The sequence below is a fragment of the Mycobacterium sp. BK086 genome (genome assembly GCA_004362315.1).
GTDB lineage: Bacteria > Actinomycetota > Actinomycetes > Mycobacteriales > Mycobacteriaceae > Mycobacterium.
On record SNWL01000004.1, the window covers coordinates 303,732 to 319,431 of the forward strand.

Genomic DNA, 15,700 nt, shown 5'->3' on the forward strand with positions numbered 1-15,700 from the left:
GCCTAGATCGGCGTGATGTAGTTGATCAGCCAGCGTCCGTCGATCTTCTCGTAGTCCACCCGAAGCCGACTGCCGTCATAGAGCGGCTGGCGACTTTTGTCCGTCACCGTCCGGTTCAGATACACCAGCACTGACGCCGAATCACGATGTGCGTCCATCACTCCCACGCCGACGACGTTGGCCTGGCTGACGACCTGCCGCTGCCGGGCCTGCGGGATGATGTCGGCGTTGGCCCGCTGTTCGAATTCCTTGCGATAGGCCGGGGTGAGCAGCGTGTAGGCGTCGGTGAGGCTGCGCTCGACGGTCTGGTAGTCGTAGCCGAAGACCGCCGGGATCTGCTGCTTGGCGATACCGGGCAGCTCGGCCCGCACCGACTGCTCGGCCCTGCTCTGCACGCGGTCCCAATAGAGCGCACCGCCGACACCTGCGGCACCGACGAACACCGCGGCCAGCACGGCCGCCAATCCGGTGACAACCCAACGCATCAGTTGCCCCCGTCGGGATACTTCAGGTCATAACCGGTCATCCGGCCGTTGTCGTCCTCGTGGACGATCACCCGCATCCGGTACGGCTGCGACGGCTTGTTGACCCCCTGCATATCGGTGACCGTGACCCGGACCGCCACCAGCACCGAGGCGTTGTTGCTGACATTGTCGACGGCTTCCAGTGCGGCACCGTTGATCACGGCTTCGGAGCTGGCGTTCGTGTCGCGGAACATCGCCTTGAGGTTTTCGACGTTGTTGTTCTGGCTGAGCATGTCGCGCAGGGGTCCGCTGGTGTCGCCGACGAATCTGTTGACGCTCTGGTCGATGTTGTCCGGGGTAAAGCTGAACATGTTGACCACGGTCTGCTTGGCGGTGTCGATGAAACGCTGATCGCGGTCCTGTTGGGCGGTAATGTCCTTGTGCTGCACCGCAAGCCAGGCGACCGCGCCACCGGCCACGGATCCCAGCAAGGCCACCGCCACCAACCCGATGATCGCAACCCGGCGCCGGTTGCCGGCCCGCCGTGGCGGTGGGCGAAGCGCCTTGGCCGGAGCGGGCTCCGGTTTGGGCGCGCTCTCCACGGCCATCGAGGTGACGGCCGCGGCGGTATCGGCGGTGGGTCCTGCCGCCCGCGATGCGCGCCGCCGGCTGGGCCGCTCTGTTGTGGTCGCCTCTGTGGTCATCACACCTGCCTCGGGTCGAGCATCAAGTCCACCCAGTTCTCGGCCGGACGAAGATTGGGGTCACCCGGCGCGAAAACGCCGCTGCCGCCTGCCGGATCGACGAATGTCCCGCTGTGTTGGTCGTAGGTGCCGTACCGGGCACTGGCCTGCGGCACGGGTCCGGTACCGACCGGCGGCGGGGGCGGTGGGATGGTCGCCGGGTACGGAAGCATGGGATCCTGCGGCGGATACGGCCCCGGCGGCAGGTAGGGCAACGGCACCGGCGGGCCGGAATCGTTGGGCGGCGGCTGCACCGGCCACGGCTGGTGCGGTGCCGGGCCGGGCCCCTCGGGCACTCCCGGCGGCAACGGCCCGACCACCGGCGGTCCGGGATCGGGATCGTTCTCCGGCGGGATGTAGGGATACTTGTTGGGCGGCAGGATGTTCCGGCCGTCCGTCACCGGGGTTCCGGCCGGAACCGGCGGCCCGCGCCAGGGATTGTTGCCGATCGGGATGTAGCCCTTGGGATCCCGGCACAGTTGGACGGTCGGCGCGCGCTTGCCGGGGAACTCCTGGCACGGATAGTTTCGCGCACCGCGTACCGCACTCGGGTCGTTCTGCGGCACTTTGCAATACAGATCGGTCGGCAGATCACGCACCGTGGTGTCCGACGGCGATCGGATGAACGGCGACGGGATGAACCCGGTCACGCAGGGCGGCGGATCGCCGAGGTCGACTTTGAAGTCCAGCTTGCCGCCCTCGTCGAGGGGTTCGCCACCCGCGACGGTGATCAGCGCGCCGAACAATGCAGGCAGGATCACCAGCGCCTGCTCGATCGACTTGTGGTAGATCACCCCGACGCGGCCGAGGTTCGCCAGGTTCGCCGCCAGCACCGGGAACGAGGGGCGAATGCCGGTGAACGCGGTATCAGCCTCCGCGGTGGCTCCGGGCACCGTCGCCAGCGTCTGGCGCAGCTGCGGATCCGCCTGTGCGACATGGCTGGTGAACCGGGCCAGCCCGTCGGCAAGGGTGCGGATGTTGTCGCCGCTGCGGACCTGCGCGTCCAGGAACGGTCCGGTCTGGTCGATCAGTGCCGAGGTCTGCGGCCAGTTGGCGTTGGCCTCGTCGACCAGCTGCCGGGAGGACTGGATCAACCGCGCCAGTTCGGGGCCCGACCCGTTGAACGCCTTGAATGTCTCCTTCAGCAGCTGTTGGAGTTTCGTGTTCCCGACGCTGCTGACCAAAGTGTCGGCCTCGTGCAGCAAGTCGGCGATGTCCTGGCCGACGGCGGTGCGATCCTGGCCGATACGGGATCCGGTGCGCAGCGCATCCCGCGACGGGTGCCCGGGCGGGACGAGGTCGATGTACTGCTCACCGACAGCCGACACGCTTTTGACGGTCGCGGTGACGTTGGCCGGAATCTTGACGTCGGTGTTGAGTCGCATGTTGGCGTCGACCCCGTTGTCGGTCAGCTGAACCGACTCCACCCGACCGACCGTGACACCGCGATAGGTCACGTTGGCGTTCTGGTAGAGGCCTCCGCCGGTGACGAAATCGGCGGTGACGGTGTAGGAACCGAGCCCGAGCTTGGCAGGCAGGTGCAGGTAGAACAACGCGATCGCGGTCACGGTGATCACGGTGACGATCGCGAAGATGCTGAGTTGGACTCTGGTCAGCCGGTCGAGCATTACCTCGGCGCCTCCTGCCCCGACGCCGTCCCTGGCGGAATCTTGAACGGATCCGCCGCCTGCCCGGAGAGGTTGGCCTGCTGGCCGACGAGCCAGTCAGGTGCATTGACGACCTCGTCCAGATGCCGCATGTTGGGGTCGAGGCCGAGCGACGTGGTGAAGATGGACTCGCCGAGGCGGCGCAAGGTCAGGTCGAAGGTGACGAACACGTTGAGATAGTCACCGCGCACCGCGCGACGCAGGTACTTCGTGGTGAACGGGAACGTCGGCAGCAGATCCAGTGACCCCACCAGATCGGATCGGTTGTCGTTGAGCGCCTTGATGACCGGGTAGAGATCCTTGAGGTCGGCGGCGAAGTCCTCTTTGGTCTCCGAGAGCATCCTGGCGGCGACGGTGCCGAACTTTTGCAGAGCGGCGAAGGCGCTGACGATATTGGCCCGGTTGTTGTTGAGCACCTTGAGCGCCGCAGGCAGACCGTCCAGTGTCCGCGCCAGGCTGTCCTTGTTCTGGGCCAGGATCGCGGCGAATCGGTCAAGACCGTCCGCGGCGGCCAGGATGTCGTTGGTCTGCGCGTTGAGCGCCGAAGTCAGCTCGGCCAGGCGCGGGATCAGGTCGACGAACGTATCGGTACGCCCGGCCACCGCGGCGTACGCCGCATCGGAGATGTCTTGTATCGCTCCGAGATTGCCCTTGTTGACCACCACACCGAGCGAGGACAGCACCTCTTCGGTCGTCGGGTAGCGCCCCGTGTGGGCGATCGGGATCACCGAGCCGTCACCGAGCCTGCCCTGGGCGGGTTGGTCTGCCGGAGCGGCCAATTCGACATGCTGCGAGCCGAGCAGCGAGGTCTGAGCGACCTTGGCGGTGGCGTTGGCGGGCAGGTCGACCCCGGCGTCCAGCGACAGCTTGACCGCCGCGTAGAACGTACCGTCGGACCGCTGCATGGCCTGCAGGCCCGAGACACTCCCGACAGTCACATCGTCGACCATCACCGGGGAGTTCTGCGGAAGCGTTGCGACGTCGGGCAGTTCGACCGATACGGTGTACGAGCCTCGGCCGTGGCCCGCGGTTCCCGGCATATCCAGCGAGTTCAGTCCGCCGAACTGGCAGCCGGCCAGCAGCACCACACCGGAACCCAGTGCAGTGAACCGGAATCCACGGCGAACCCACGAACGCTCGCTCATCCCCCACCTCCCGCGGCCGGTACCGGCGGCGCCTCGGCGGGCAGCGGAGCATCACCGGCCGACGGCGCGGCCGACGGGCCCGCCGGTGTCTGCGGGACCATGAACGCGCTGAGGTCACCGCTCTGCGGGGCCTGCGGCGGGATGACACCGGGGTTGGGCTGCCAGTGCAGATCTGGGATCGGCGTCTGCGCCTTGGCCTGAGTCTCGGGGGTGTCGTAGATGATCTGGCCCTTGTAAGCGGTGATGCTGTTGATCGGGTGGAACAGCAACGGCGGGAAGTTCATCGTCAGCCGGCGCAGCACCGGGCCCATCCGCTCGCGGCACACCTCGGCGCGCTTGTAGTTGTCCACGGTCGCGCCGGCGTCGAAGGAACCGCCGCAGATGAACTGCACCGGGTTCTGGAAGTTGGGCAGCGACAACAGACCCGCCAGCGTGCCCTGGGCCGGGTTGTAGATGTTGTAGAAGTTGGCCAGCCCATTGGGCGTCACGTGCAGCAACTGTTCGAGGTCATCGTGTTGGTCGGACAGGATCTTGGTGAAGTCGGCGAGCTTACTGACCTGGCCGATCAGGGCGTCGTTGTTGTCGTGCAGGAATCCCCGCACGTCGGACAGCGCCTGATTGAGGGTGCCCAGCGTGCCGTCCAGATCTTGCGAACTGTCGGCCAGCACCTGCGAGACCGAAGCCAGGTGACCGGAGAACTGCACGATCTGCTCGTTGCTGTTCGACAGCGCATTGACGAGGACCTGGAGATTGCGCACCGTGCCGAACAGGTCGGTCCGCGAATCACCCAATCTGCCTGCGGTCTGGGATAGTTCACGCAGAGCCTGCCGGAACGAGTCGCCGTTGCCGTCGAAGGTGTCGGCGGCCTGGTTGACGAAGTCGGCGAGCGGCCCCTGGGTGCCGGCCTGCGGCCCCAGCGTCCGGCTCAGCTTGGTGAGTTCCTCTTTGACCTCGTCCCATTCCACCGGCACGCCGGTGCGGTCGGGTCCGATGCTCGCACCGTCGGCCATCGCCTGGCCTTCGGTGTATGCCGGGGTCAGCTGAATGAACCTGGCCGACACCAGGTTCGGCGCGACGATGATCGCGTGGGCGTCGGCGGGCACCTTGATCCCGTTGTTCAGGGCCATGGTGATCTTGACGGCGTCGGCCTGCGGTTCGATCGCCGAGATGGTGCCGACCGGAACACCCACGATGCGAATATCGTCGCCGGGATAGAGCCCGACCGCCGAGCTGAAGTACCCGACGATCGTGGTGGACTTCGCGCCCGGCCATACCAGGTAGATGCCACCGACCAGCGCCGCCACCAGCAGCGCCACCACGCCGATGCGCCAGCCTCTTCCGAAACGTGCTGTGCTCATGGCGACTTCGGCCTGAAGATGAGGCGCTCCGAGATCAGACCGCGCAGATAGTCCGAAAGACTGTCCGGCAGCTTGCCGGGTTGGAAGTAGGTATCGAACAGGACTTCGGCGATCGGCGCGGGCGGCAGACCGTAGAGGTTGATGTGGAAGCCCGGGCCCGATGCGACCACCTCACCGAGCGCGGTGGCATACGGCGGAAGTCGATGCAGGGCCGCGCTGATGTGATCCTTGCGCTGCAACAGGTTGTCCAGCACCAGGTTCAACTTCTCCAGGGCCGGGCCGAACTCACGGCGATTGTCGGCGACGAACCCCGAAAGCTGTTGCGCCAGACCCTGGATGCCGGCGATCAAATTGCTCAGCGCCGCGCGGCGTTCGTCGAGCGCGGCGAACAGCTGGTTGCCATCGACCACGAGCTGGTTGACCTGGCTGGCGCGGTCGGCCAGGGTCTGGCTGACCGAGCGGGCATGGGCCAGAAGTTCGGCCAGCGCCTGATCGTTGGCGTTGATGCTGCGGGACAGTGCGGCGACGCCGTCGAGGGCCCCGCGCAGTTGGGGGGTGGCATCGCGCAGCGATTCGGTGAGCACCCCGAGCGCCTTGGTGAACTGATCGTTGTCCAGCTCGGCGGTATTGCGGCCCAGGTCCTGCAGCGCGGTGTTGAGCGTGTAGGGCGCGGTGGTGCGTCCCACCGGGATGGACGTGGACTCGCCGCCGCCGGCGGGGGTGACGTCCAGGGACTTCTGGCCGAGCACCGTGTCGGTCTTGATCGCCACCAGAGTCTGGTTGCCGACGTGAATCTTGCGGTCGACGGTGAACGTCACCTTGGCCAAGGCACCGGCGAGCGCCACCGACGTCACCTTGCCCACGTTGATACCCGACACGTTGACGTCATTGCCGGGTGTGATGCCGCCGGCGTCGGTGAAGAAGGCCTCGTACGGCTTGCCCTGCGGCCAGAACGGCAACTTGCTGTAGCCGAAGGACACCAGCACGACGCACACGACCAGCGTGATACCGAAGATGCCGGTGCGAACCGGGTTGCTCTCGCGACGGCCGTTAGCCATTTTCCGAGCACCTGCCCTTCGACGGATCCGGCGGACCACCGAACGGGATGAGGATGTCGCTGCCGGCCGGACCGTTGATCTTGATGCGCACCGAGCAGTAGAAGATGTTGAAGAACGCTCCGTAGGCACCAAGTGCGTTGAGCCGCAGATAGTTCTCGGCCAGCGGTTCGATCACCGTGTTGACTTCGGTCTTGCGGTTGTCGAATTCGGTGGCCAGCGGCCGGACGTTCTCGATGACGCCCTGCAGCGGCCGGCGGGAGTTCTTCAACATATCGGTCAGGTCGTTCTCCGCCGATGCCAGCGGCGGGATCGCGCCCGCGATCGGATCCTTGTTCTGGGCCAGCCCGGTGATCAGCTTCTGCAACTCGTCGACACTGGCGTTGAACTCCGCGCTCTTGGCATCCACGGTGGACAGCACCGTGTTGAGGTGGTTGATCACATCGGAGATCACCTGGTAGCGGGCGGACAGGCTCTGGGTGAACGTGCCGGTGTTGGCCAGCAGGTCCGACAGCGCTCCGCCCTGGCCCTGCAACATCTGGATGACGGCGTTGCTGATCTCGTTGATCTTGTTGCCGTCCAAGCCTTTCAGCACCGGCCGCAAACCACCGAGCAGGGCATCCAGGTCGAGCGCGGGCTGGGTGTTGACTTGCGGAATGGTGGCACCCGCCGGGAGCTTGCGCAGATCCCCTGGGCCCGAGGCGATCTCGAGGAAGCGATCGCCGACCAGATTCTGATAGCGGATCACCGCGCGCGTGGAGGTATACAGCTGGTAGCGCTTGTCGACGTTGAAGCTGACGTCGACGGTGTTGTCGGGATTCAACGCGACAGCGGAAACCGACCCGACCGGGACACCGGCGATGCGCACGTCGTTCCCGGATTTCAGTCGCGACGCGTTGGCGAACGTGGCGTGGAAACCATTGGTGTTGCTGAACCGGAATTGGCCGAAGACAACCACCAGGCCGGCGGCGACGAGAATCATCACCACCGAGAAGATCCCGACCTTGATCACATTCGAACGATGCGTATCCATCAGAAGTCATCCCGTTCGGCGAAGGCACCGTTGAACAGGAACTGCAGTGTGGACGGCGCGTCGACCTGAAGTTCGGTGAACGGCTCATAGGGGATGTAGGCGTTGTCGGTGACGAGGAACGGTGCACGGTACCAGGATCCGCCGAATTGCTTGCTGGGCAGATCCGGCAGGCCCCGGCAGTTCGGTCCGCCACCGGCGTTCACCATCGGCAGGCTTTCCGGATACGTGTAGTTGGGCGCGCCGAGAATGAAGTTCGACGACGTGAACAGACCGGGCTTGGTACCACCCAGCACCGGGGCGAAGTTGCGGATCGCCTTCGTCACAGCCTTGAGCAGGCAACCGTATTCGGGCGAGTAGTCGCCGAGCACCTTCAGCGGGGCACGCAGCCGCTGAATGGCCGCGATGTAATCGTCCTGCGCCGGTGCGAACGTGTCATACCCGTTGTTGGCCAGGCCGATTGCCGACATCAGCGACGCATTGAGGTTGTCCTGTTCGTCCACAACTGTCTTGCTGATCGTCGGGGTGTTGGTGAAAACGGTGACCAGGTCGGGTGCGGCGTCGGCATAGATATTGCCCACGGCCGCCGCCTTTTGCAGATCCGACTGCACCGTTGGCATCTTCGGATTCAGCTGGGCGGCAAGCTGATTGGTACCGCTCAGCAGCGCGCCGAGATCCTCGCCATGGCCACGCAGTCCTTCGCCGAGCGCGCTCAGGGTGGCGTTCAGATCCACCGGGTCGATCTTGTGCAACACGTCGGTCAGCGTCTGGAACAAGGTGTTGACCTCGAGCTGCACCGAGGAGGCCTGCACACTTGCACCGGGCCGCAGTGACATCCCAGTCGGCTGCGCGGGTGCGGTGAACTCGACCGACTTCGCGCCGAAGATCGTGTTGCCTGCGATCCGGACGCCCGCGTTGGCCGGGACATACCGCAGCTGGTTGCTGTCGATCGCGAGGGTTAGCTTGGCCTGATCCCCTACGTAGGCAATGTCTTTGACCTTGCCGATCTGGATACCCCGATACTTGACCTTGGCATCGGACTCCATCACCAGTCCGGCGCGGGGCGAAAAGACGATCACCTTGTCGGTGGAGGTGAAGGCCGCCGTGTACGCCAGGTAGGTGAACACGACGAACACGACCAGCACCGTGGCCAGGATCGCGGCGGCGATCCGGACGTAGGCGGTTCTCGACAGGTCGGCCATCGCGCTACCCGGAGAGATTGAAGTTGCCGGACGCGCCATAGACGGCGAGCGAGATGAACAGGGTGATCACAACGACAACGATCAGCGAGGTGCGGACCGCTTGTCCCACAGCGATTCCCACGCCGACCGGGCCGCCGGACGCCGTGTAGCCGTAGTAGGTGTGAACCAGCATCACCGCCACCGACATGGCGATCGCCTGCAAGAACGACCAGAGCAGATCCGTCGGGATCAGGAACGTATTGAAGTAGTGGTCGTAGAGCCCGGCGGACTGGCCGTTGACGTAGACGGTGGTGAACCGCGCCGCGAAGAACGCCGCGAGCACCGACAGTGAATACAGCGGGATGATCGCGATCAGCCCGGCGATCAGCCGGGTCGACACCAGATACGACATCGAATGCACGGCCATCGATTCGACGGCGTCGATCTCCTCGGCCACCCGCATGGCACCCAGCTGCGCGGTGGTGCCCGCGCCGATGGTGGCGGCCAGCGCGATACCCGCGATCACCGGAGCGACGATGCGGACGTTGAGGAATGCCGACAGGAACCCGGTCAGCGCCTCGATGCCGATGTTGCCCAGCGACGAATAACCCTGGACAGCGATGACGCCACCGGAGGCGAGGGTCAGAAAGGCGGCCACCCCGACCGTGCCACCGATCATCACCAGCGCGCCGGTGCCCAACGTCATCTCGGCGATCAGCCGGATGGTCTCCTTGCGATACCGGGTGAGCGCGTTGGGGACGTAGCGCATGGTCTGGCCGTAGAACAATGCTTGTTCCCCGAACGTGTCGACGATCCGCGGCAGGCCGCGAAAGAGTCGCCGGAACCGGACCGTTGCGTCGTAACTCATTTGGTCAGCACCCGCACGCCGATGGCCGTCGTGACCACATTGATGACGAACAGGCAGATGAACGCGTAGACCACGGTCTCGTTGACGGCCACGCCGACGCCCTTCGGGCCACCCTTCACCGTCAGGCCTCGATAGCAGCCGACCAGGCCGGCGGTCACGCCGAAAAGTAGCGCCTTGATTTCGGCGAGGACGAGTTCGGGCAATCCGGTCAGCACCGTCAGCCCGTTGATGAAGGCGCCCGGGTTCACGCCCTGCAGCAACACCGAGAAGACATAGCCGCCGGAAATGCCGATCGCACAGACCAAGCCGTTAAGCAGGAGTGCCACGAAGGTCGACGCCAGCACGCGCGGCACGACCAGACGATGAATCGGGTCGATGCCCAGAACTCGCATCGCGTCGATCTCTTCGCGGATCGTGCGTGCGCCGAGGTCGGCACAGATGGCCGTCGCCCCGGCACCGGCCACGACGAGCACTGTGACGACGGGACCCAGCTGGGTGATGGTGCCGAACGCGGTGCCCGCGCCCGAGAGGTCGGCAGCGCCGATCTCACGCAGCAGGATGTTGAGCGTGAAGGCGACGAGAACGGTGAACGGTATCGCCACCAAGAGTGTCGGGATCAGTGAAACCCGGGCAATCATCCACGTCTGGTCGAGGAACTCGCGGAATTGAAAGGGTCGCCGGAACGTCGCCGCCAGGGTCTCGCGTGACATCTCGAAGAACCCGCCCACGGCCCGTGCGGGAGCCGCGAGCTGATCGATTGCGATCGAATTCCTCCTCGCCAGGCTCACCGCTGACGTGCAGCGTTAGCGAAGCCCACCGGCTCGCTACGGCTGTCGTCCTGTTCGTCCCCCGACCCGGGCGTCACAGTTTGTGAACGTGACTGTGGAATTTTAACTAGAACAAGTTCGGGGTGTCAAAGCCCAAAAAATAAGCCCACTTACGCTGATCTGCCCAGTTCAGCGGCTGTGTGACCCAGCTCATCCTAGAACGTGTTCTACCCTATGGCCGCCGGCGCGGCCTGTGCAACCGATCAGTCGCGCAGTAGGCCCATCACACCGAAGCTGCGCTCCGGGTCACGGTCAGCAAAGTAGGCCCCCATCGATGCGCCCAGGGTCGCCGGATTCCACGCGGCGCCGTCGGCATCGAACTGGTGCTCGGTGGTCGGTGCCGCCACCAACGCGACTGACGGGCCGTAGACGACGAAGACCTGTCCGTTGACCTTGTCCGCGGCCGGCGAGGCCAGGAAGCGAACCAGGGTCACGACATGTTCGGGCGACAGCGGGTCCACCTCACCCTCAGCGAGTTCGGGAACGTCGCCGAACACGTCGGCGGTCATCGCGGTGCGTGCCCGTGGGGCGATCGCATTGGCCCGCACCCCATAGCGGCCCAGTGCGCGCGACGCCGTCAGCGTCAGCGCGGTGATGCCGGCCTTGGCCGCACCGTAGTTGGCCTGGCCGATCGGCCCGGACAGGCCGGCTTCCGACGTCGTGTTGATGATCCGGCCATAGACCGTGCCGTCGTTCTCTTTGGCCTGGTTGCGCCAGTAGGTCGCCGCGTTGCGGGTGAGCAGGAAGTGCCCCCGCAGGTGCACCGCGATGACCGCGTCCCAATCCTCGTCGGTCATGTTGAACAACATGCGATCACGGGTGATGCCGGCGTTGTTGACGACGATGTTCAACCCGCCGAGCCCGTCGGCACAGGACACCAGTTCGTCGGCCGTCGAGCGCTGGCTGATATCGCCGGCAACCGCGACTCCCTTGGATCCGGCCGAGCTGATCTCGTCGAGCACGTCGGATTCGTCGAGCGCCTTGGCCATGTCGTTGACGACGACCGTCGCACCGGATTTCGCCAACCCGATGGCCTCGGCACGGCCGAGGCCGGAGGCGGCACCGGTCACCACCGCTACGCGTCCGGACAGATCAATCGCGTCGTCTTGTGCAGTCAACTTACGAATACCTCTAGTCTTTGCGGGTCAGGGCGGCGCGGGGGCATTCGGCGATGGACTGCTCGGCCACATCCTCCCGGTCCGCGGGGATCGGATCCTTGGTCACCATGACGTAGTCCTCGTCGTCGAGTTCGAACAGGTCCGGCGCGATTCCCACGCAGACGGCGTTACCTTCACAACGATCACGATCGACTTCGACTCGCACGACAACCTCCTTGGCTGACAGACCCCGACGGCGGGGCGTTCGCAGCACCACGATACGACCTGATCGATCGATACCTGGTCTTAACGGGCGCTGGACCACAAGACTAGAACGTGTTACAACCAGGAGTGTCGGCGGGTCGCCGGCAGCTGGGAACTCCAACGAAGGATCGAGCAGATGCGGATCAGTTACACCCCTGAACAAGAGGAGCTGCGCCGCGAACTGCGGGCCTACTTCGGCAAGCTGATGACCCCGGAACGCCAGGAAGCGCTGATGTCGACGACCGGTGGCGAGATCGGCACCGGCAACGTCTATCGCGACACGGTGTCCCAGATGGGCAAGGACGGCTGGCTCACCCTGAACTGGCCGACGGAGTACGGCGGCCAGAACCGCGACCCCATGGATTCACTGATCTTCACCGACGAGGCCGCCGTCGCCGGAGCGCCGGTGCCCTTCCTGACCATCAACAGCGTCGCGCCGACGATCATGGCGTACGGCACCGACGAGCAGAAGGCCTTCTATCTGCCCAAGATCGCCGCCGGTGATCTGCATTTCGCGATCGGCTATTCCGAGCCCGGCGCCGGCACCGACCTGGCAGCCCTGCGGACGACGGCAGTGCGCGACGGCGACGACTATGTGATCAACGGCCAGAAGATGTGGACCAGCCTGATCCAGTACGCCGACTACGTGTGGCTGGCGGTACGCACCAACCCCGACGCGAAGAAGCACCGCGGCATCTCGGTGCTGATCGTGCCGACCACCTCCGAGGGCTTCTCGTGGACGCCGGTTCACACGATGGCCGGCGTCGGCACCAGCGCCACCTACTACCAGGACGTGCGGGTTCCGGTGTCCACCCGGGTCGGCGAGGAGAACGGCGGCTGGAAGCTGGTCACCAACCAGCTGAACCACGAGCGCGTCGCCCTGGTGTCCGCTCAGCCGATCTTCCTGGCGCTCAACCAGGTTCGCGAGTGGGCGCAGAACACCAAGGACGTCCACGGCAATCGCCTGATCGACTCCGAGTGGGTGCAACTCAATCTCGCGCGGGTGCTGGCCAAGGCCGAGTACCTCAAGCTGATCAACTGGGAGCTGGCGTCGGCGAAGAGCGGAACGCTGAATCCCGCGGACGCCTCGGCAGCCAAGGTCTTCGGCACCGAGCTGGCCACCGAGGCCTACCGGCTGCTGATGGAGATCCTCGGTCCGTCGGCCACGCTGCGCCAGGATTCCCACGGCGCGCTGCTGCGCGGTCGTGTCGAGCGGATGCATCGCTCGGCCCTGATCCTCACCTTCGGTGGCGGCACCAACGAGATCCAGCGCGACATCATCGGCATGGTCGCGCTGGGCCTGCCCCGAGTCAACCGCTAAAGCACCGAAGACCTGGAAGAATTAGGACTGACATGGATTTCACCAGAACAGAAGCCGCGCAGGATCTCTCGGGGCTGGTCGGCACCATCGTCGACGCCGTGTGCACGCCGCAACATCAGCGCGAGCTCGACGGCCTCGACCAACGATTCGATACCGAGTTGTGGCGCAAGCTGATCGACGCCGACATCCTGTCGACGGCCGCACCGGAGTCGATCGGCGGCGGCGGGTACGGCGTCCTCGAGCAGACGGCCATCCTGGCAGCGCTGGGCCGCCAGCTCGCCGCCGTGCCCTACCTGGAGTCGGTTGTCCTGGGCGCCAGCGCGCTGGCCCGGTTCGGTACGCCCGAGCTGCGTGAGGCGTGGGCGGCCCCGGCGGTGTCCGGGGAGAAGATCCTGACTGTGGCTCTCGACGGAGAGTTCGGCCAGGGTCCCGTGCAGGCCACCAGCGCCGGTGACGGTTTCAAGCTCACCGGTACCCGTACCCAGGTCGACTTCGGACCGGTCGCCGACGCCTTCCTGGTCCCCGCCGAAACCGACTCCGGCACAAAGGTGTTCCTGGTCGCCGCCGGTGACGCCGGGGTTTCGGTGACCCCGCTGTTGACCACCGGCAAGAACAGCGCCGGTGAGCTCGATCTGGCCGGTGTCGAGGTCGGGGCCGACCGGATCGTCGGCGATGCGGATGTCCTGGCCTGGCTGAGCACCCACAAGACGTTGGGACACACCGCCTTCCAGCTCGGTGTCCTGGAACGTGCGCTGGAGCTGACGGCCGAATATGCGCGCACCCGCGAGCAGTTCGAGCGGCCGATCGGCAGCTTCCAGGCAGTATCGGCTCGGCTTGCCGACGACTACATCGACATCAAGGGTCTGGGGTTGGCTCTCGTGCAGGCGTCGTGGCGGCTCTCGGAGGATCTGCCTGCCGACGTCGAGGTTGCCACCGCGGCGTTCTGGGCGGCTGAGGCCGGGCATCGGGTGGCGCACACCACCGTGCACGTCCACGGCGGTGTCGGCATCGACACCGACCACCAGGTACACCGCTACTTCATCACCGCCAAGCAGATCGAATTCGCGCTCGGCGGCGCAACCGCACAGCTGCGGCAGATCGGCCGCGAGCTGGCCGACACGCCGGCTTGACCGCACCCGTGAGCGACGAGCAGACCGTCACCGATCTGCTCGTGCGGCTGGCCGACGTCGACGATCGCGGTATCTACGCCGACGACGGCTCGTATTCGACCTGGCGCCAACATGTTCAGGATGCCGCCGACCTGGCGGCTGCCCTGAAAGCCCGGCTGGATCCGGCCAAGCCGCCGCATATCGGTGTGCTGCTGGGCAATACGCCGTTCTTCTCGTCGCTGCTGGTGGCGGCGGCCTTGGCCGGGCTGGTTCCGGTCGGGCTGAACCCCACCCGCCGCGGCGAAGCACTGGCGCGTGACATCGAGAAGGCGGACTGCCAGCTGGTGCTCGCCGACGCCGACAATGTCGGGCCGGAGGCCTACGGCGCCGGTTTTGTCCCCGAGGGTGTGGCCGTCATCGATGTCGGGACTAGCGCCTGGTCCGACGAGCTCGCACAGTTCCGCGGCTCACCGGTCACGTTCGCGCCCAGCCGTTTCGACGATCTGTTCATGCTGATCTTCACCTCGGGCACCAGCGGTGACCCGAAAGCGGTGCGGTGCACTCACGAGAAGGTCGCCTTCCCCGGAGTGATGCTGGCCGAGCGGTTCGGGCTGGGGCCCGCCGATACCTGCTATCTGTCGATGCCGCTATTCCACTCGAACGCGGTGATGGCCGGCTGGGCGGTCGCGGTGGCGGCGGGAGCGTCGATTGCGTTGCGGCGCAAGTTCTCCGCCTCGCAGTTCATCCCCGATGCACGGCGGTTCAACGCCACGTACGCCAACTACGTCGGCAAGCCGATGTCCTACATCCTGGCCACCCCGGCACTGCCCGATGATGCCGACAACCCGCTGCGCATCGTCTACGGCAACGAGGCCGCGCCGCGCGATATCGACCGGTTCGCACAGCGCTTCGGTGTGACCGTCGTCGACGGCTTCGGCTCCACCGAGGGTGGGGTGAACATCGCCCGCACCCCGGATACCCCCGAAGGCGCGCTGGGGCCGCTGCCGGAAGGCCTCGAGATCATCGACGTCGAGACCGGGCAGCCCTGCCCACCCGGCGTGATCGGCGAGCTGGTAAACCTCACCGGCCCAGGCAATTTCCGCGGTTACTACAACGCACCCGAGGCCGAGACCGAACGAATGACCGGTGGGATGTACCACAGCGGAGATCTGGCCTACCGGGACGACGCCGGCTACGTGCACTTCGCCGGCCGCCTGGGCGACTGGATGCGGGTCGACGGCGAGAACCTGGGCACCGCGCCGATCGAACGGGTGCTGATGCGCTATCCCGACGTCACCGAGGCGGTGGTGTACCCCATCCCCGACCCGGCCGTCGGCGATCGGGTGATGGCCGCGCTGGTGCTCCCACAGGACGCGGAATTCGATCCGGCCGCGTTCCGCGAATTCCTGGCCGCCCAGGACGATCTCGGCCCCAAACAATGGCCGTCATATGTCCGGGTGAGCACCGCCCTGCCGAGCACCGAGACGTTCAAGATCATCAAGCGCAGGCTCTCGGCCGAGGCGCTGGAGTGCGCGGACCCGGTGTATCAGATTCCCCGTTGAGTCAGACTT

The 15,700-nt window shown here is 65.8% G+C and carries 15 protein-coding genes; 3 read left to right on the forward strand and 12 right to left on the reverse strand.

Annotation, left to right across the window (positions count from 1 at the left end; genetic code table 11):
• Positions 1-2 precede the first annotated feature (2 nt).
• The 12 genes from EV580_RS12155 to EV580_RS12210 all read right to left on the reverse strand — a co-directional run bounded on the left by EV580_RS12155 (position 3) and on the right by EV580_RS12210 (position 11,661).
• Positions 3-485 (reverse strand): Rv1363c family protein, encoded by a 483-nt coding sequence (locus tag EV580_RS12155; protein ID WP_133691430.1) that lies wholly within the window; start codon positions 483-485, stop codon positions 3-5.
• The gene (locus EV580_RS12160) at positions 485-1,168 is read right to left on the reverse strand and encodes an Rv1363c family protein (protein WP_133691431.1); all 684 of its coding nucleotides are present in this window, start codon (positions 1,166-1,168) and stop codon (positions 485-487) included. The genes EV580_RS12155 and EV580_RS12160 overlap by 1 nt, the downstream gene beginning before the upstream one ends.
• Positions 1,168-2,835, reverse strand: a complete 1,668-nt coding sequence (locus EV580_RS12165; protein WP_133691432.1) for a virulence factor Mce family protein — start codon at positions 2,833-2,835, stop codon at positions 1,168-1,170. Before EV580_RS12165 ends, EV580_RS12160 begins: the two co-directional genes overlap by 1 nt.
• A complete protein-coding gene (locus EV580_RS12170) occupies positions 2,835-4,019 on the reverse strand; it encodes an MCE family protein (protein WP_133691433.1) in 1,185 nt (394 codons plus the stop codon). The genes EV580_RS12165 and EV580_RS12170 overlap by 1 nt, the downstream gene beginning before the upstream one ends.
• On the reverse strand, positions 4,016-5,377 hold the full coding sequence (locus EV580_RS12175) for an MCE family protein (RefSeq protein WP_133691434.1): 1,362 nt from the start codon (positions 5,375-5,377) through the stop codon (positions 4,016-4,018). The genes EV580_RS12170 and EV580_RS12175 overlap by 4 nt, the downstream gene beginning before the upstream one ends.
• The gene (locus EV580_RS12180; protein ID WP_133691435.1) at positions 5,374-6,435 is read right to left on the reverse strand and encodes an MCE family protein; all 1,062 of its coding nucleotides are present in this window, start codon (positions 6,433-6,435) and stop codon (positions 5,374-5,376) included. Before EV580_RS12180 ends, EV580_RS12175 begins: the two co-directional genes overlap by 4 nt.
• Positions 6,428-7,465 carry an MCE family protein gene (locus EV580_RS12185; protein ID WP_133691436.1) on the reverse strand — a complete coding sequence of 346 codons (1,038 nt, stop codon included), beginning with the start codon at positions 7,463-7,465 and terminating at the stop codon, positions 6,428-6,430. The genes EV580_RS12180 and EV580_RS12185 overlap by 8 nt, the downstream gene beginning before the upstream one ends.
• Positions 7,465-8,664 carry an MCE family protein gene (locus EV580_RS12190; RefSeq protein ID WP_133691437.1) on the reverse strand — a complete coding sequence of 400 codons (1,200 nt, stop codon included), beginning with the start codon at positions 8,662-8,664 and terminating at the stop codon, positions 7,465-7,467. The genes EV580_RS12185 and EV580_RS12190 overlap by 1 nt, the downstream gene beginning before the upstream one ends.
• A 4-nt stretch (positions 8,665-8,668) precedes the next feature.
• Positions 8,669-9,511: an MlaE family ABC transporter permease gene (locus EV580_RS12195; RefSeq protein WP_133691438.1), complete on the reverse strand. Its 843-nt coding sequence runs from the start codon at positions 9,509-9,511 to the stop codon at positions 8,669-8,671.
• Positions 9,508-10,221, reverse strand: a complete 714-nt coding sequence (locus tag EV580_RS12200; protein ID WP_133691439.1) for an MlaE family ABC transporter permease — start codon at positions 10,219-10,221, stop codon at positions 9,508-9,510. The genes EV580_RS12195 and EV580_RS12200 overlap by 4 nt, the downstream gene beginning before the upstream one ends.
• Before the next feature lie 320 nt (positions 10,222-10,541).
• Complete coding sequence (locus tag EV580_RS12205) at positions 10,542-11,456, reverse strand: 3-oxoacyl-ACP reductase (protein WP_133691440.1); 915 nt, start codon at positions 11,454-11,456, stop codon at positions 10,542-10,544.
• A gap of 13 nt (positions 11,457-11,469) precedes the next feature.
• A complete protein-coding gene (locus EV580_RS12210; RefSeq protein WP_133691441.1) occupies positions 11,470-11,661 on the reverse strand; it encodes a ferredoxin in 192 nt (63 codons plus the stop codon).
• Between the two features lie 174 nt (positions 11,662-11,835).
• Here EV580_RS12210 and EV580_RS12215 point away from each other — a divergent pair, with 174 nt between their 5' ends.
• The 3 genes from EV580_RS12215 to fadD17 are packed head-to-tail and all read left to right on the forward strand — an operon-like array spanning position 11,836 to position 15,691.
• Entirely contained in the window at positions 11,836-13,020 is a 1,185-nt protein-coding gene (locus EV580_RS12215; protein WP_133691442.1) for an acyl-CoA dehydrogenase, read from the forward strand.
• Between the two features lie 32 nt (positions 13,021-13,052).
• Complete coding sequence (locus tag EV580_RS12220; protein WP_133691443.1) at positions 13,053-14,150, forward strand: acyl-CoA dehydrogenase family protein; 1,098 nt, start codon at positions 13,053-13,055, stop codon at positions 14,148-14,150.
• Positions 14,147-15,691 (forward strand): long-chain-fatty-acid--CoA ligase FadD17, encoded by a 1,545-nt coding sequence (gene fadD17, locus EV580_RS12225; RefSeq protein WP_166654679.1) that lies wholly within the window; start codon positions 14,147-14,149, stop codon positions 15,689-15,691. Before EV580_RS12220 ends, fadD17 begins: the two co-directional genes overlap by 4 nt.
• Positions 15,692-15,700: the final 9 nt, after the last annotated feature.